This is a genomic window from Hydrogenimonas sp., assembly GCF_029933015.1.
Taxonomy (GTDB): Bacteria; Campylobacterota; Campylobacteria; order Campylobacterales; family Hydrogenimonadaceae; genus Hydrogenimonas.
On record NZ_JAOZOZ010000001.1, the window covers coordinates 41483 to 57515 of the forward strand.

16 protein-coding genes and 1 tRNA gene are annotated in these 16033 nt (G+C 54.3%); 14 read left to right on the plus strand and 3 right to left on the minus strand.

Going from position 1 to position 16033, the window contains the following annotated elements; all coding sequences use genetic code 11:
• Window positions 1–7: 7 nt before the first annotated feature.
• The 6 genes from Q1K23_RS00185 to Q1K23_RS00210 are packed head-to-tail and all read left to right on the plus strand — an operon-like array spanning window position 8 to window position 8162.
• Complete coding sequence (locus Q1K23_RS00185; RefSeq protein ID WP_300360850.1) at window positions 8–562, plus strand: NADH-quinone oxidoreductase subunit J; 555 nt, start codon at window positions 8–10, stop codon at window positions 560–562.
• Entirely contained in the window at window positions 559–861 is a 303-nt protein-coding gene (nuoK, locus tag Q1K23_RS00190) for an NADH-quinone oxidoreductase subunit NuoK (protein ID WP_300360853.1), read from the plus strand. Before Q1K23_RS00185 ends, nuoK begins: the two co-directional genes overlap by 4 nt.
• 9 nt (window positions 862–870) lie before the next feature.
• Window positions 871–2727: an NADH-quinone oxidoreductase subunit L gene (gene nuoL / locus Q1K23_RS00195; protein ID WP_300360855.1), complete on the plus strand. Its 1857-nt coding sequence runs from the start codon at window positions 871–873 to the stop codon at window positions 2725–2727.
• 9 nt (window positions 2728–2736) lie between these two features.
• Complete coding sequence (locus Q1K23_RS00200; RefSeq protein ID WP_300360857.1) at window positions 2737–4263, plus strand: NADH-quinone oxidoreductase subunit M; 1527 nt, start codon at window positions 2737–2739, stop codon at window positions 4261–4263.
• Window positions 4263–5750 (plus strand): NADH-quinone oxidoreductase subunit NuoN, encoded by a 1488-nt coding sequence (nuoN, locus tag Q1K23_RS00205; RefSeq protein WP_300360860.1) that lies wholly within the window; start codon window positions 4263–4265, stop codon window positions 5748–5750. The genes Q1K23_RS00200 and nuoN overlap by 1 nt, the downstream gene beginning before the upstream one ends.
• 33 nt (window positions 5751–5783) lie before the next feature.
• Complete coding sequence (locus Q1K23_RS00210; protein WP_300360863.1) at window positions 5784–8162, plus strand: hypothetical protein; 2379 nt, start codon at window positions 5784–5786, stop codon at window positions 8160–8162.
• Here the strand turns inward: Q1K23_RS00210 and miaA are convergent.
• Entirely contained in the window at window positions 8142–9038 is an 897-nt protein-coding gene (gene miaA, locus Q1K23_RS00215) for a tRNA (adenosine(37)-N6)-dimethylallyltransferase MiaA (protein ID WP_300360865.1), read from the minus strand. The genes Q1K23_RS00210 and miaA overlap by 21 nt on opposite strands.
• Window positions 9039–9116: 78 nt before the next feature.
• Here miaA and mqnP point away from each other — a divergent pair, with 78 nt between their 5' ends.
• The 5 genes from mqnP (at window position 9117) to Q1K23_RS00240 (ending at window position 11900) form a co-directional block, all read left to right on the plus strand.
• Window positions 9117–9968, plus strand: a complete 852-nt coding sequence (gene mqnP, locus Q1K23_RS00220; RefSeq protein ID WP_300360889.1) for a menaquinone biosynthesis prenyltransferase MqnP — start codon at window positions 9117–9119, stop codon at window positions 9966–9968.
• Window positions 9965–10495 (plus strand): hypothetical protein, encoded by a 531-nt coding sequence (locus Q1K23_RS00225; protein ID WP_300360868.1) that lies wholly within the window; start codon window positions 9965–9967, stop codon window positions 10493–10495. The genes mqnP and Q1K23_RS00225 overlap by 4 nt, the downstream gene beginning before the upstream one ends.
• Entirely contained in the window at window positions 10488–11006 is a 519-nt protein-coding gene (locus Q1K23_RS00230; protein WP_300360871.1) for a hypothetical protein, read from the plus strand. Before Q1K23_RS00225 ends, Q1K23_RS00230 begins: the two co-directional genes overlap by 8 nt.
• Window positions 10999–11715 carry a uracil-DNA glycosylase gene (locus tag Q1K23_RS00235; RefSeq protein WP_300360874.1) on the plus strand — a complete coding sequence of 239 codons (717 nt, stop codon included), beginning with the start codon at window positions 10999–11001 and terminating at the stop codon, window positions 11713–11715. Before Q1K23_RS00230 ends, Q1K23_RS00235 begins: the two co-directional genes overlap by 8 nt.
• Window positions 11716–11823: 108 nt before the next feature.
• Window positions 11824–11900, plus strand: a tRNA-Arg gene (locus Q1K23_RS00240).
• Window positions 11901–11989: 89 nt separating this feature from the next.
• On the opposite strand, the gene Q1K23_RS00245 is transcribed toward Q1K23_RS00240, so the two are convergent.
• Both Q1K23_RS00245 and Q1K23_RS00250 read right to left on the minus strand, forming a co-directional pair.
• Window positions 11990–12451 carry a YaiI/YqxD family protein gene (locus tag Q1K23_RS00245; RefSeq protein ID WP_300360876.1) on the minus strand — a complete coding sequence of 154 codons (462 nt, stop codon included), beginning with the start codon at window positions 12449–12451 and terminating at the stop codon, window positions 11990–11992.
• Window positions 12448–12645 carry a YwbE family protein gene (locus tag Q1K23_RS00250; RefSeq protein ID WP_300360879.1) on the minus strand — a complete coding sequence of 66 codons (198 nt, stop codon included), beginning with the start codon at window positions 12643–12645 and terminating at the stop codon, window positions 12448–12450. Before Q1K23_RS00250 ends, Q1K23_RS00245 begins: the two co-directional genes overlap by 4 nt.
• 467 nt (window positions 12646–13112) lie before the next feature.
• Here Q1K23_RS00250 and Q1K23_RS00255 point away from each other — a divergent pair, with 467 nt between their 5' ends.
• From Q1K23_RS00255 to Q1K23_RS00265, 3 genes are all read left to right on the plus strand, one after another.
• Window positions 13113–13493 carry a DUF3302 domain-containing protein gene (locus Q1K23_RS00255; protein ID WP_300360882.1) on the plus strand — a complete coding sequence of 127 codons (381 nt, stop codon included), beginning with the start codon at window positions 13113–13115 and terminating at the stop codon, window positions 13491–13493.
• A complete protein-coding gene (locus Q1K23_RS00260; RefSeq protein ID WP_300360885.1) occupies window positions 13493–14449 on the plus strand; it encodes a biotin/lipoyl-binding protein in 957 nt (318 codons plus the stop codon). Before Q1K23_RS00255 ends, Q1K23_RS00260 begins: the two co-directional genes overlap by 1 nt.
• Window positions 14450–14601: 152 nt before the next feature.
• On the plus strand, window positions 14602–16011 hold the full coding sequence (locus Q1K23_RS00265; protein ID WP_300360887.1) for a TolC family protein: 1410 nt from the start codon (window positions 14602–14604) through the stop codon (window positions 16009–16011).
• Window positions 16012–16033: the final 22 nt, after the last annotated feature.

Here is a 16033-nt window from a genome sequence, read left to right on the forward strand (position 1 = left end):
ATTGATGATGTTTGAAGCAATAGCATTTTATCTCTTCAGCGCGGTCACCATCGCGATGTTCACGATCACGGTGATGAGCAAGAACGCACTCTACGCCATGAGTGCGCTGGCTGCCGGGATGATCATGATTTCCGGGTTTTTCTTCCTGCTGGATGCCGATTTCCTCGGCGTCGTGCAGATCATCGTCTATACGGGCGCGGTCATGGCCCTCTACGCCTTCGGTATGATGTTCTTCGACACGACACGTGAAGTGAAGGAGAACATCCGTGCACCGAAGCTGGTCTTTCTGCTCAGCGGCATGACGGCGCTGCTGCTTGTGATCGCCTTCGTCGCTCCGATCGTCTCCGATCACATCGAAGCCCTCTATCCGATGGTTGAAGGCGTACAGAATCCGCAGGCGGTCGGTGTCGTCCTCTTCACGAAATATCTGGTTCCCTTCGAAGTGGCCGCGGTGATGCTGCTGGTAGCTATGATCGCCGGTATCATTCTGGCGGGCAAGAAGATGGATGAGAGCCTGACGCTCAAGATCGACGACGAATTCCAAGAAAAGGGTGCACAATGATTACGCTCAGTCACTACCTGATTCTCTCGGCGATACTCTTCAGTATCGGTCTGGTCGGTGTTTATCGCAGGAAGAACCTGCTGCTGCTGCTCTTTTCGACGGAAATTCTGCTCAATGCCGTCAACATCGGTTTCGCGGCGATTTCCAAATTCTACGGCGATCTGACGGGACAGATGTTCGCATTTTTCATCGTCGCGGTGGCAGCGAGTGAGGTGGCGGTCGGGCTGGGCCTGATGATCGTCTGGTACAAGCGGCGCGGAACGCTTGATATTGATTCTATGCAGTCGATGCACGGGTAAAGGAAGCACATGGAAACATATCTCTATACAGCACTGTTCGCTCCGCTTGTCGGATCGCTCTTTGCAGCGCTTTTCGCTGACAAGCCGAAAAATCTTGTCACTGGTATCGCAACGTCGACTCTGCTGTTCGTCTCATGGATCAGCTCCGTCGTACTGTTGCTGCATGTTGCACACGGAGAAGAGGTGCATGTCAAACTGATGGACTGGATCCATGCCGGCGGCCTGGTCATTCCTTTCGGCTTCATCGTCGATCAGGTCACTGCGACGATGATGTTCGTCGTCACAACGGTTTCCGCGGTCGTCCACGTCTACTCCATCGGTTATATGGATCACGACAAGTCGTTCAACCGCTTCTTCGCGTGGCTCTCCGCTTTCGTCTTTTCGATGATGGTGCTGGTCATGAGCGACAACTTCGCGGGTCTGTTTATCGGATGGGAAGGCGTCGGTCTCTGTTCATGGGCTTTGATCGGCTTCTGGTATCACAAAGAGAGCGCCTCCTGGGCGGCCAACGAAGCTTTCATCATGAACCGTATCGCCGACCTCGGGATGCTGATCGGTATCTTTCTGATCTACTGGAACTTCGGCAGCCTGCAGTACGACGTCGTCTTCGAGCAGGTCGCCGACAAGGATCACGGCCTTCTGATGATGGTCACGGCCTTCCTCTTTATCGGTGCGATGGGTAAATCGGCGCAGTTTCCGCTCCATACATGGCTCGCCGACGCGATGGAGGGTCCGACACCGGTTTCCGCGCTGATCCACGCCGCGACGATGGTCACCGCGGGTGTCTATCTGGTCATCCGCGCCAACCCGCTTTACAGCGTCGTTCCCGAAGTGAGCCTCTTCGTGGCGAGTCTCGGCGCGTTCGTAGCGATGTTCGCCGCTTCCATGGCGCTGGTCAACCGGGACCTCAAGCGTATTATCGCCTATTCGACCCTTTCGCAGCTGGGATACATGTTCGTCGCTGCGGGTGTCGGCGCCTACTGGGTGGCGCTTTTCCACCTGATGACCCACGCCTTCTTCAAAGCGCTCCTCTTCCTGGGTGCCGGTAACGTCATGCACGCGATGGATGACGAGCTCGACATCTTCAAGATGGGCGGTCTGGCGAAGAAGATGCAGTGGACGATGATCCTGATGACGATCGCGTCGGTCGCGCTCGCCGGTATCTACCCGTTCGCGGGCTTCTTCTCCAAAGACAAGATTCTCGAAGCGGCGTTCGCTACCGACCATTACGTGCTCTGGACGATTCTCTGGATCACGGCGGGTCTGACGGCGTTCTACAGCTTCCGACTCGTGATGCTGGTCTTCTTCGGTGAAGAGCGCTACAAAATCTTCGGTTACCATCCCCACGAAGCGTACAGATTCATGCTCTGGGCGATGGCCCCGCTGGCCGTGCTTGCCGTCATAGCCGGCTTCTTCGAGCACAGTTTCGTCCATATGATCGAACACGTTCTGCCTGTCGAGGAGCATCACATCTCGACTTTCACTTTCTGGACACTTATCATCGTCACGCAGGCGATAGCGCTCGGCGGTATCGGTTTCGCCGTCTGGAAATACAGCAAAGGCGGATTCAGCAAGAAGTGGGAAGAGACTTTTATCTACCAGCTTCTTTTCAACCAGTACTACATCCCGAAGATCTACGACGAATATATCTGTAAACCCTACGGTGAACTGTCGAGAATCTTCTGGAAAGATCTGGATCTAAAAATTGTGGATGCGACCGTCGACTTCATCGCGACGACCATCTACAAATCCGGTATGGTTTCCCGTGTCGTACAGAGCGGTAACCTTTCCAACATGCTGCGTTGGATGGGAGTGGGTCTGCTCATTCTGTTGCTTGCAGCCATCTTTTACAGTCCCGTGCGTTAAGGAGTAGGTATGGATCACATTTTATCAGTCTTGGTTTTCTTCCCGGCGATCGCCGGGTTGCTTGGATTCGTCGTTTCGAAAGAGTCGATCCGGGCGTATGGCCTTTCGGTGGCTGCGATCGAATTCCTACTCTCGCTCTGGCTCTGGTTCAGTTTCGACGGAAGCTATCCCGGATTCCAGTTTGTCGAAGTACTGCCTCTGATCCCCAGCTTCGGTATCAACTACTATCTGGGCGTCGACGGTATTTCGCTCTTTATCGTCGTACTCTCCACCTTCATCACGCTGGTGGGTATGATCGCACTGAGTGTCGAAAAAGATCTGAAGAACATGATCATTTCGCTGCTCTTCCTGGAAATGACGATGGTCGGCGTTTTCGTCTCTCTCGACGCGATCGTCTTCTACGTCTTCTGGGAGCTCTCTCTGGTTCCGATGCTCTATATCATCGGCGCCTGGGGCGGCAATCTCAGAATCTATGCGGCAATCAAGTTTTTCCTCTATACCTTCGCCGGATCGCTGATCATGCTGGTCGGTATGCTGGTGATGGCCTATCTCTACCATGAAGCGACCGGTGTCTGGAGCTTCTCCATCACCGAGTGGCATCGCCTGATCCTGCCGGAGAACTATCAGATCTGGCTCTTTATCGCCTTCTTTATCGGTCTGGCGATCAAGGTTCCGATGTTCCCGTTCCACACATGGCTTCCCTACGCCCACGGCCAGGCGCCGACGATCGGTTCCGTCATCCTGGCGGCGGTGCTGCTGAAAATGGGAACCTACGGTCTGGTGCGCCTGCCGCTTCCGATGTTCCCGGACGCTTCGGTCTATATGATCTTCCCTGTGGCGATTCTCTCGCTGATCATGATCATCTACACGGCGATGGTCGCCTACGCCCAGGAAGACATGAAGCAGGTGATCGCCTACAGCTCCATCTCCCACATGGGTGTCATCGTTCTGGGAACTTTCGCGATGAATCCCGAAGGTATCACCGGTTCGGTCTTCTTCATGCTGAGCCACGGTATCGTTTCGGGTGCGCTCTTCATGCTCGTCGGCGTCATCTACGACCGACGGCATACCAAACTGATGAGCGAGTTCGGCGGCCTGGCACATGTCATGCCCCGTTACGGCACGATCATGGGTATCATGGTCATGGCCTCCGTGGGTCTTCCTCTGACCATGAGCTTCGTGGGTGAGTTCCTGAGCCTCGCAGGTTTCTATCAGGTCTCCCATACGATGACGATCCTGGCCGGTACCAGTATCATTCTGGGCGCCGTCTATATGTTGAGCCTCTACAAAAAGTCCTTCTTCGGAGAAGTGACGAAAGAGGAGAACAAAAACCTGAAAGATCTCGACGGCAAAGAGAGCATGGCGCTCTGGACGCTGGTTCTGGTGACGGTATGGCTCGGTGTCTACCCCAAACCGGTTCTCGAACCGATCAACACGAGTGTCGAATCGCTCGTTTCATTCATGCATAAAAAAGCGATTACCAAAGAGGCGAAAGAGGTCATCAAGCCGAAGGTAATCGAAAGGGAGGCGGAATAATGTTAGAGCCAATTTCAGTCAGCATGGAATCGCTGAATCTCGGAACACTGGCCCCGATGCTCGTGGCGATCGCCGGAGGATTGGGTATTCTCATCATCGACCTGATCAAAAAGGATCTCGACAAGACACTCTATGTGATGTTGAGCATTCTGATTCTCGTGGTCGATCTGGGCGCCGTATTCGGACAGAGAATCGGCGACAGGGGCTTTTTCGACGTGATGCTCATCGACGGTATCGCGGTGCTCTCCCAGATCGTCATCCTGGCCGCCTCGATGCTCTTCATCCCGCTGGCCCTGACATCCAGAAGGTTTCACGAGTTCAGCTATCCGGAATTTTTCGCCCTCTTCCTCTTCATGGTGGCGGGATTCCAGTTTATGGTGGCAAGCGACAACCTTATCCTGATCTTCGTGGGTCTCGAGACGGCGAGCCTCGCGCTCTATACGCTGATCGCGCTGCACAACCGTGAACGCTCCTTCGAAGCCGCGATCAAGTATTTCGTGATGGGTGCGCTGGCGGCAGGTTTCTACGTGATGGGTGCGATGATCTTCTACGCCCTCACCGGCAGTGTCGAGCTCTACAAAATTGCGGAGGTTCTCAAAGCGGGAGATTTCGCCAACATGACGATTCTGTTGGTGGGCGTCTCCTTCATGATCGCGGCCCTGGGATTCAAACTCTCGATGGTGCCGTTTCATACATGGACGCCGGACGTCTACGAAGGTGCCAGCGCCACACTGGCCGGATACATGTCGGTCGTACCGAAGATCGCCGGATTCGTCGTAGCCATGCGTATCTTCGGATTCCTGATCCAGAGCGACGTGGTATGGGTACGTGACGTCCTCTACGCGGCGGTCGTCATCACGATGACGCTGGCCAACATCATGGCGCTGGTCCAGCACGACGTCAAACGTATGCTGGCTTTCAGCTCCATCTCCCATGCCGGATTCGTCATGGCGGCCATCATGATCGGTACGACCCAGGCCAACAGCGCCCTGTTCCTCTACTGGATCATGTTCCTCTTCACGAACCTGGGTGCCTTCGCGATGCTGTGGGTTTCCCGACACAAAGACAAGGTATGGCACGACCGTTTCGACCATCCCTACGAGAAGTTCTCCGGCATGATCCAGATCAAACCGGTGGGTGCCGTGATCATGGCACTCTTCATGCTCTCGCTTGCAGGGGTGCCTCCCTTCTCGCTCTTCTGGGGTAAACTCTACGTCATGAGCGCGGCGGTCAACAGCGACTATATCGTTCTGGCACTGATCATGGCGATCAACAGTGCCATTTCGGTCTACTACTATCTGAAACTGATCGTCTATATGTTCCTGAAAGATCCGACACAGAACGAAGGAACGATCTATGAACAGAACACATCCAAACCGCTGCAGACCATTATCGGATTCTCGGCGTTCATGACGGTTTTCGCCGTCGTCGCGGTCGAACCGATCCTTGAAATCATCACCACATATGTCCAGGCGAGCGGCTTTTAAGCCGATGCCTGGACGGAGCGGGAGTCGCTTCTCGTGACTCGGCTCGTTTTTTTTCTGCCACTCCTCTACGTTTCGCTCCACGCCCTTACCATCGATCTGAAGAGAGGGATTGAAAACAACGCCCCTTTCGCCGTTTTGCATATTCAGGACGAGACGCCTTTTACCTGTCGTGTCTTTTACGGAGAGCGCGGCGAACCGACACTCTACCGGTGCGATTTCGACCAGATGCCCGAAAGCGGTCTCAAACCCGTTAAAAGCGAATTTTTCAAAATCGATTTCAAAACGGCAACCGGACGCTTCAGTCTCCGTGTCGTGCCGCGAAAGAGGAGTTTCATCCAGCCTCTTCCTCCGCCGGTGCATGAACGTCCGATCATGCCCGCAAAAAGGAGTGAAAGGTCCCGACACTGGATCGTGGTGGGATACGAAGAGATGCCCCCCTATCTGGGCAGAGCCGAAAAACACGACGAGGGGCTGGCGTTTCCGCTGGATCTGAAAAGTTATGCCATCCCTACGATAGGAGCCGTGGATATCAACGGTGAACCGGTCTTCATGAAGGACAACCGTGATATCGAAACCTTCATGGCAATCAAGGAGGCTTTCAAAGCCAAAAAGTACAAAAAGGCCTACGATCTCGCGAGCGAAGCGCTGGAACTCTATCCCCACTCCATCTTCGCCAGCGATTTCCTTCGATACAGGATCAAAGCCCTCGTGCAGGAGAACATGAAGGAGAACGCCGACGAAATCATCAAACTGGGCAAGATCTACATCAAACGGTACGCTTCCGACGAGTATCTTCCCGAAGTGCTTCTTCTTCTGGCCAGGGTCTACAGCGCGACAGGTTTCATCAGTGACGCCAACTATTTTTTCAACCGTCTGATCCACGAGCACAAAGATACCAAATACGCGAACCTCGGACTGATCTATCTGGGCGATCAGCTCTATATCAACGGCAAGGTCAAAGAGGCGACCAAGCTCTATCTGGATGCCTACTACAATGCCAGGGATCTCGATGTCGCCTCTTTGGCGGCCTATAAACTCGGAGTTCGCTATCTTGACAGGGGCAGGACGAAGGAGGCGGTCAAGTACCTTTCGAAAATCTGGGAAAAGAACCGGGAATTCCTGCTCAAAGAGAAGGAGGATGCCCACTCCATCGCCCGGCAACTGGCTTCGAGACAGGCCTACGATCTGGCGATCGAAATCGACAAAGCGCTTCTGAAAAAGCTGAAAAAACTCGACGAGATGTACGAGGAGGTGCTTTTCGAAATCGCCGAGTGGTACGACGAGAAAGGGGATATCAAAGAGGCGATCGCATGGTACAGGAGGTATCTCGACGAGTTCGCCTATGGAACCTATAGCGACAAAGCGAAGAAAAATCTCGACGAACTCTTCATCGTCAGTCACGACACGAACAGCAGTGAAGCCCTCGCCAGATACGAGACGCTGATAAAAGAGTACAAAGATACACCGATCGCCGACAAGGCACTCGCGGCGAAAATGAAACTGCTTGTCGCCGAGAAAAAGTATGACGAAGCGCTCTTGTTGGGAGAAGCCGTCGAATCCATCGCCGATCCGAAAGCCAAGGAGATGGCGAAAGAGGCGTTGAAGGAGGCGGCATGGGAGGCTTTCAGAAAGGCGGTGGAGGAGAAGGAGTGCAAAAGAGCCATCACCATGGTCGAAAAGTATGGTGTGACACCGCCCGAAAAGTATGACGTGTTCCTCTATGAATGCTACGTGATCTATGCGGAGTATCAAAAAGCGCTGAAGATCGTGGAGCGGCATCTGCATGACAGACCGGTAGATGAGCGGGCCGAGTGGCTCTGTCGGGCCGCCAACGTCCATGTTTTGAGAGAGTCTTACAAGAAGGCGCTGGACGCGGCAGAGGAGCTCAGGACGCTTGTGAAAAGACCGCTGAAAAAATGCCCTTCACTCCAGTGGTACGAAGTCAAGGCGCTTCATGCACTGGGACGCTATGCCGAGGAGATGAAACTGATCAGGGAGATGGCGAAGCGATATGGCACAGATATGCGTCTGGCGGAGATCTACCGCATGGGATACGAGGCCGCGAAACGGGAGCAGGACGAGCTGCAGAGGGTATGGCTGCTGAAGCGGTTGATCGATCTGCAAAACAGCAAGAAGAGCCATCCCTATTCGCCCTGGGCCGAATTCGAGCTGATGCGCCTGCTCAAGGCCCAGAAGGCCTACAAAGAGGCGCTGAAGATTGCCGAATCGATGCGAGAGCTGGATCTCAAGGGTGAAAGGGCCGCCAGGTGGCGGTACGAGACGGCACTGCTCTACAGGCTCGTCGGTGACGACAGGCGGGCCGTGGAGAATTTCAAAGCGTGTGCGCAGATGCGCAGAGGCGGTGCATGGAAAAAGCTCTGCGAAGAGGCGCTAACCCTCGAAAATCTCTGAGATAGAGTTTTTGATGGCTTCAGCCGAACCTTTCGGGTGCTCGGGAAACTGGGTCGTGTTGAAGGTCCGCTGCCGTTTGGCGAGCTGTCGGGTGTGGATCACGATCTTCTCTCTCATCTCTTCGAAAGAGAGTTTTCCGTCGAAGTAGTCGAGTACTTCGACGATGCCGATCGCCTTCATCGGGTTTGGTGCCCTGCCATACTTTTTCTCCAGACGTGCCACTTCATCGACGAGTCCCCGGTCGATCATCTGCGCCGTCCGCTTTTCGATCCTTTCGTTCAGATCCGTTTTGTTGGTCTCTATTTCGAAAAGCGGCAGTTCGGTGACGATGGGAACCGGCGGATGCTCGGCGAAATAGCGTGAGGGTGTAAGACCCGTTTCGTAGTGAAGCTGCAGGGCCTTTTCGATACGGTACCTATCCCCTTCTTTGATCTTTTCGGCGTAGTCCGGATCGATGCGGCGGATCTTTTCGTAGGCTTCCTGAGGGTCGATGAGTATCTTTTTGACGGTCGATTTCACGGTGTCGGAAATCTCCGGTATTTCGGAAATGCCCTCCATCAGCGCTTTGAGATAGAATCCCGTGCCGCCTACGATGATGAGATGTTTCTCTCTTTCGCGGCAGTAACCGGCCGCTTCGCGGTAGAGTCCGATGAATGTCCCGACACTGAAATGTTCGTCGGGAAAGAGCAGATCGATGCCGAAATGTGGAATGGCTCCCCGCTCCCGGAGAGTCGGTTTGGCCGATGCGATGTCGATCTCCCTGTAGATCGCGAGAGAATCGAGAGAGAGGATCGCCGCATCGTGTTCTCTGGCGAGATCGAGGGCGAGATCGGTTTTCCCCGAAGCGGTGGGGCCGAGTATGGCGACTGTTTTCATAAAGCTATTATATGATAAAATCGGGACAAAATCGGGCATCGGGTCGTCGATGACCGAAGAGAAAGGGGAGCTGTGAAGATACTCAAATGGTACCGGGATTTCAACGAGCTGATCATGTTTCAGCACTCGGTCTTTTCGCTCCCTTTCATCTTCATCGCCATGATCGTCTCCGCCGACGGATGGTTCGGCTGGAGACTTCTGCTTCTGGGTGTGCTCGCCGCCGTCAGTGCCCGCAACTTCGCGATGCTGGTCAACCGCTACCTGGATCGGGATATCGACATACTCAACCCCCGCACGAAGACGCGGCCCAGTGTCGACGGACGGTTTTCGCCGACACATATGCGGATTTTGATCCTTCTCAACGCCCTGATCTTCGTCGCGACGGCCTGGGTCATCAACGACCTCGCGTTTGCACTCTCTTTTCCCATTCTTCTGATTCTGGGAGGCTATTCGTGGTTCAAACGCTTCTCCGAAATGGCCCACCTGGTGCTCGGACTCTCCCTGGGACTCGCTCCCATCGCAGGTGCCGTGGCGGTGGAGGGGGCGATCCCGATGTGGTCGGTGATGCTCGCCGTGGGCGTCATGTTCTGGGTGGCGGGCTTCGATCTGCTCTACTCCCTGCAGGATATCGAGTTCGACAGGGAGCAGGGGCTCTTTTCGATTCCTTCGCGCTACGGCAGTGCGTGCACGATGTTTCTGGCCCGTATCTTCCACGCCGTGGCCGTTCTCTTCTGGGCCTTTTTCACCGCTACGGCGGGGCTCGGCTTTTTCGCCTGGCTCGCCGTCGTCGTCGCGGCCGGGATGCTCGCCTACGAACACAGGATCGTCGGCAGGGATTTTTCCAAAATCGACAGGGCCTTCTTTACCGTCAACGGCTACCTCGGCTTCATCTATCTGTTCCTGATCGTCGCGGACAGGATGGCGGCATGAGCGAAAAGGTACGACTGGTTCCGGCTCCGCTGGAGATCGCCTTCGAAAAGGCGGAAAACGACAGGGAGGCGTTCGAGCGTGAATTTCAGAAGCTGAACGAAACGGACGAGGATCCGATCGGCCAGTGGCTCAAGATCGCCAAGGCGCGTGGCGAGACGAAAGAGACCGATCCCGTGCTTTTGCATCTGATGATCGAGCTGCATCGCAAAGTCGATCTGCTGACCCAGATCGTCAAGAACGAGGAACCGGAGCGGATCGAGCTGGCCCATCACATACCGATCGAATCGATCGGCTTCGAACATTTCCGTCTCAAGGAGCCGATACTCGAACCGGGTGCGCGCTATTACGGGCGTATCACGATGCCCCTTTTCCCGAAACGGGACATGGGCGTCTGGTTCGACGCCGTGGACGAACGGCTGGCGAAGATCGTCCGGCTGCACGAACGGGACGAAAAGGAGTGGAGCGGATATGTCGTGGCCAGAGAGCGTGTCATGATCCGGGAGATGAAAGGCAGAAAAGGTGAATGAAACAGTACTCATGATCGCCATGCTGGCGGCCGTCATGCTGATCATGGTGATCTATATCGCCGTCAAGGACCGTGAGACTTCCCGCAAAATGGCGATGATGGAAGCGGGTATCGATGCCCTCAACCAGGAGATTTTCAAACTCTCCAAAGAGATCGACCGTCTGAAGAAGAGCTTCAGGGAGGAGCTGATGCGTCTGGAGCTGGAGCATCGCCAGGAGAGCGGAGAGGGCTCCGAGCATCTCGTCGAAAAAAAGCTCCGGCCCCTGCTCCTGCAGATGCAGCATATCCAGGAACAGATCGACGCGATCCACACCGAACTTCAGGAGCGTGTGGAGAAGCTCGACGGAAAGGTGCGCCAGGTGACTTTCGCCACGGAGCATTCGGCCCCCGACGAGCAGAAGATCCTGCAGCTGCACGCCCAGGGGCTCGACAGCGAGACGATCGCCAAACAGCTTCGCCTCGGAAAAGGTGAAGTGGAACTTGTGTTGAAGTTTTCCAAAATCCATGCTTGAGGTCCATCCGACATGGCGGGAGGATATTCTCGCCGCCTTCGAGACTCTCGATCCCGAGTATCGTGATTTCCTGGAACGTGGAAACTGTCTGCCGCAAAAGCCGCGTATCTTCAACGCTTTCAAAACCCTTCCCAAGCCGCAGGTCCGTTATATCCTCTTCGGGCAGGATCCCTATCCCAGAGCGGAGTCGGCGACGGGCCACGCTTTTATCGACGGTGCGGTCGAGACCATCTTTTCGCCCACCGGCCTCTCCAAAGCGGTCAATCGTGCCACCAGCCTCCGCAACTTCGTCAAGATGGCGCTTCTGGCCGAAGGGGCCCTGAGGCCCGACGATCTTTCACAGGAGGCGATCGCCGCCATCGACAAAAACGGTTTGATCGACTCGATCGACGAGCTGCGGAGAAATTTCGAAAGAAACGGGGTATTGCTGCTCAACGCCGCCCTGGTGTTCGAGGATAAAAAATCGTCCGCCCGCCACGCCAGGGCCTGGCAGCCTTTCATCCGCACACTGCTATCGCGTCTGGACGAGGGAACGGAACTCATCCTCTTCGGCGGTATCGCCAAGACGATCCGAAAGATACCCGAAGCCGCCCGCTTTCGCCAGCATCTGCTCGAACACCCCTATAACCATACCTTTATCCACAATACCGATGCCCATGCACTCTTCGGTCCGATGCGTCTTTTGAGGAGACATTGTGTCCGAGGATGAATGGTCAACGGGAAACGAGGGAGGGATATGTGCGGTTTTTCATGTTTTTTCCGAAAAACCCTTGAAATATGAGAGATATTTTTGTATAATTCCCGTCCACAAAGAGATGCGCTCGTAGCTCAGCTGGATAGAGCACTGGTTTGCGGTACCAGCGGTCGCACGTTCGAATCGTGCCGGGCGCGCCATCTTCCAACCACGACAGAAACGAATTTCCAACAACTTTTTTTCAAATCCATAGATATTTTAGCTTTTTTTCAAATCGTGTTTCCGTTTTCTATTGTCGCTCTTTGGAAACATGTTTCGCAAGAAAAGCATTGAGCGCGTTGGCGAAGGCGTGGGCGTCTTTGGGGCCGAAAGGTTTGGGCCCGGCGGTGGTCTCTCCTGTGGAGCGGATCTCATCCATCAGATTGCGCATGGCCAGATACTGTTTGATATTGTCCCGGGTGTAGAGCGTACCCCGGTGGTCGAGGGCGTGGGCGTTTCGTTCGACGATGCGGTCGGCGAGGGGAATGTCGGCGGTGATGACCAGATCACCCGGCTCCGTCAGCTCCACGATTCTATGGTCCGCCCGGTCGGCGCCCGCTTCGACGATTTCGTAGCGGATCGGCATGGAGCCGCCGATATCTATTTTTTTGTTGGCGACGACGATGGCAGGGATCTTCAGGCGCGCGACGGCGCGGGAAACGATGGGTTTGAGAAGATTGGGAAAGGCGTCGCCGTCGATGAGAATTTTCATCCCTTCACGATCTCCTTGACCCGACCCACCTCTCCGGTGGTGAGACGTACCTTGATGCCGTGGGGGTGGCGGGGAGAACGGGTCAGAATCTGCTGTACGATGCCGTAGGTGAGATAGCCCGTGGACTGGTCCTCTTTCATCACGATCCCCACATGCAAGCCCGGACGGATATTTTTTCGCAATGTGCCGCTCACATCTCTCCTTTTTGGTGTATTATAGCCGGTTTCCAGTCAGTACTAAAACCCATCCTTTCAGAAATAGATTCAATTTTTTCTTTCATGCATATATGTGAAAGCGTAGAGTGATCCTATCGCATTCCTGGTCTGGTAGGGGAGAGGACGCTCTGCATATCGGGTAACCGGATCATATTCGAAAAAACATTTGTTGCATTTGATCAGCTGTTTTTCCAATATCTGTTTTGGCATGTTATGGATACTTTTCGCAACCCTTTTACACTCCAATGTCGTACATTTCATGGTAACCTCCTGATGTTTTTGTCAGTTTAGAAGAGTGTTGTCGATTTTGGAAGAGCATTTTGAAAAATTTTTCTCCCGTGAATTGCCTAGAACCTGTCTCAAAGAACCATTTTAAGGTGACTGTGCGATAAATTCTGATAATATAACTACCAAATCAAACAAAAAAAATCGTTCAAAGGATCACCATGCATATCGAACCGCGTATACTCGATTTCGTCGCATTGGGTATCTTCGTCGTGGTCACAATTTTTCTGGTCTATCTTGTCATCTACATCCACGACATCCCCTACGAGATCGCGAAAAAGCGGAATCATCCCCACCGGGAGGCGATTCATGCTGCCGGATGGGTCAGTCTCTTCCTGATGCATACCATCTGGCCCTTTCTGTGGATCTGGGCCTATCTTTACAATCCGAAAGAGGGGTGGGGCGTCGAGAAGGTAGCTGTCGAACCCACGGAGGAACTCAAAGGTGAGCTTAAGGCGATTTCCGAGCTCAAAGAGAAGATCAATGAGCTGGAAAAGGAGCTCGAAAAGGTCAAATGTGAGACGAAAGGGGAGGTGGCCTGATGGAAACCTTGATGCTGTTGACCTATGTGGCACTCTGCTGGGCCATCTTCAAAATTTTTAAAATTCCTGTCAACAAATGGTCGCTGACAACGGCTGTATTGGGTGGTGTGGTTTTGATCGGCCATATTTTGATGGGGATGGCCTATTACCATCCCGCCTCCAGACAGGCGAGGGTTTTCTATATCACGACGCCGATTCTCCCCAATGTTCGGGGTCTCGTAACCGAAGTACCCGTCAAGCCCAATGTCCCCATCAAAAAGGGTGAGGTTCTTTTCAAAATCGACGAAACACCCTATCGCGCGAAAGTGGATGAGATCAAAGCCCAGCTGACCTTCGCGGAAAAGCGGTTAAAAGATGTGATTAAACTTCGCAAACGGGCGGGCGGGTCGAAATTCGACATCGAAGAGTACCGCAGGCAGGTGGCCCAGGCCAAAGCGCAGCTGGTCGATGCGATGTTCGATCTGCAAAGCTGTACCGTCCGGGCACCTTCGGACGGCTACGTGACCCATATCCGTGTACGTCCGGGGCAGATGGCGGTTCCCTTTCCGATCCAGCCGATGATGACCTTCGTCAACGCCGACACCGCGACGCTGATCGCCGGTTTTCCACCGGAACCTTCCAGCAACATTCATGAAGGGGATGAGGCGGAAGTGGTCTTTCCGGCCTATCCGGGCATGACGTTTCAAGGACATGTGGTGAAAGTGCTGCCGGCCCTGGCGGAAGGTGAATTGAAACCGACTCAGGATATGGTCTCTTTCAATCGCCAGCTTCCCCAGGGTCTCATCCCTGCGATCATCGAATTGGATGAGAATCTTTCGCAGATCGGTCTGCCGATGGGGGTCGATGCGGAAGTCGCTGTCTATGGAGCGAGCGAAGGATACTGGTCCCATATCTCCATCGTCCGTCGCATTCTGCTGCGAATGATTACCTGGTCGCATTTCCTGAGGTTCCACTAGAAGTTGACGTGCAAACATGGATCAAGCCCGTTTTATGGAGAGAAGGGTTCATTCTCTCCATTCTCTGAACTTTCGAAATGGATCGGAGCTTTGGTGTGGGGAAATGGGCGAAAGTTATGTACGGTTGGTATTAAAAAAGTGAAGGAGAAGGGATGAATCTTCCGGTTGGCAAGAGTGTGATATCGGCTGTGACGGTGGGGATGTTGATGAGTGGCTGTGCCTATGAGGCGGCGAGTTTCAAAGAGGCGACGGCATCGTTGAAAAGCGAAACGGCTGCGACCAATAGCAGTTTCGTGGCCGACCATATCGAAGGCAATGTCTCCAATGCATGGCTGGAGAGTTTCGGTGACGAAACACTGATGACGCTGGTCGACGAGGCGCAGAAAAACAATCCCGACCTGAGAGTTTCGGCTGCAAGGGTCGAAAAGGCCGCTGCACTCATGCGCCTGAGCAGATCGGGTCTCTATCCTCATTTGAACATTCGCGGAAATTTCACCGATTTCGACTACACGACACGGGATAAAGGATACCTGGTGGGATCTGTCGCGTGGGAACCGGATATCTGGGGACGCCTGACGACACTCAACAGGGCCGACGAAGAGGTCATGAAATCTGTCGCCGCAGACTTTGCCTGGGCCCGCCAGTCGCTGGCTGCCACGACCGCCAAAGCGTGGTTCGCCCTCAACCGCGACAAAATGCTCTACGACTTCATGCGCGAAATCGTAAAGATCCAGGAGAAAGCGCTTTATGTGGCCAAAGAGCGTGAGGAGATCGGTGCAGGAACGAAGCGTGATGTCCATCTGGTGACGGCTATGGCGGCCGAATCGAAACAGATGCTCAAAAATTTCGAAACGATGCAGCAGGTCGATACGCGCAGTCTCGAAACGCTTGTGGGACGCTATCCCGCCAACGCGATCGAACCGAAAGGTCTGACGAAGATGCCGCCCGAGCTTCCGGCATCCGGCATTCCCGCCGATCTGCTCAACCGCCGGCCTGATCTGGTAGCGGCACGCTACCGTGTCGCTGCGGCGTTTCACAACGAAAAGGCGACCGAGCTTCTGAAACTTCCCAATATCACTCTGCGTTTCGACATGGGCTACGACCATGTCTACGATACTGTCGCCAAACTGATCGGCAATCTCTTCATGCCGGTTTACGACGCAGGGCGGATCGATGCCCTGATTGCCGCCGCTACGGCGGATCAGAAAGCGGCCATCGCCAATTACCGGAGTGTCGTGCTGCGAGCCTTCCGTGAAGTCGAAAACGCGTTAGCGCAGGAGAAGCAGCTCAAAGAGCGTTATGACTTTCTGATGACGACGGAAAGAGAGTACAAAACCGCCTACGATATGACGGTGGAGACCTACGAAATCGGGGAGGGGACCATCATCGACGTGCTGACGGCCCAGAGCAAATGGATCGACGCAGGCATCACCCGTGTCAACATCGCCAACCGGCGTCTCGCCAACAGGGTCGACCTCCATCTGGCACTGGGCGGCGGTTTTGATGCCAGGCCATCCTGGAACCTCGACTACGCCAAAACGCACGCTTCCGAAAAGAAGTGAAAGAGGCCCGTAAATCCGGGCC

Coding starts and splice junctions, on each gene's coding strand:
- Q1K23_RS00185 (WP_300360850.1), top strand. CDS start 8: ATGTTTGAAGCAATAGCATTTTATCTCTTCAGCGCGGTCACCATCGCG.
- nuoK (WP_300360853.1), top strand. CDS start 559: ATGATTACGCTCAGTCACTACCTGATTCTCTCGGCGATACTCTTCAGT.
- nuoL (WP_300360855.1), top strand. CDS start 871: ATGGAAACATATCTCTATACAGCACTGTTCGCTCCGCTTGTCGGATCG.
- Q1K23_RS00200 (WP_300360857.1), top strand. CDS start 2,737: ATGGATCACATTTTATCAGTCTTGGTTTTCTTCCCGGCGATCGCCGGG.
- nuoN (WP_300360860.1), top strand. CDS start 4,263: ATGTTAGAGCCAATTTCAGTCAGCATGGAATCGCTGAATCTCGGAACA.
- miaA (WP_300360865.1), bottom strand. CDS start 9,038: ATGAAAACAGTCGCCATACTCGGCCCCACCGCTTCGGGGAAAACCGAT.
- Q1K23_RS00225 (WP_300360868.1), top strand. CDS start 9,965: ATGAGCGAAAAGGTACGACTGGTTCCGGCTCCGCTGGAGATCGCCTTC.
- Q1K23_RS00235 (WP_300360874.1), top strand. CDS start 10,999: ATGCTTGAGGTCCATCCGACATGGCGGGAGGATATTCTCGCCGCCTTC.
- Q1K23_RS00245 (WP_300360876.1), bottom strand. CDS start 12,451: ATGAAAATTCTCATCGACGGCGACGCCTTTCCCAATCTTCTCAAACCC.
- Q1K23_RS00255 (WP_300360882.1), top strand. CDS start 13,113: ATGCATATCGAACCGCGTATACTCGATTTCGTCGCATTGGGTATCTTC.
- Q1K23_RS00260 (WP_300360885.1), top strand. CDS start 13,493: ATGGAAACCTTGATGCTGTTGACCTATGTGGCACTCTGCTGGGCCATC.
- Q1K23_RS00265 (WP_300360887.1), top strand. CDS start 14,602: ATGAATCTTCCGGTTGGCAAGAGTGTGATATCGGCTGTGACGGTGGGG.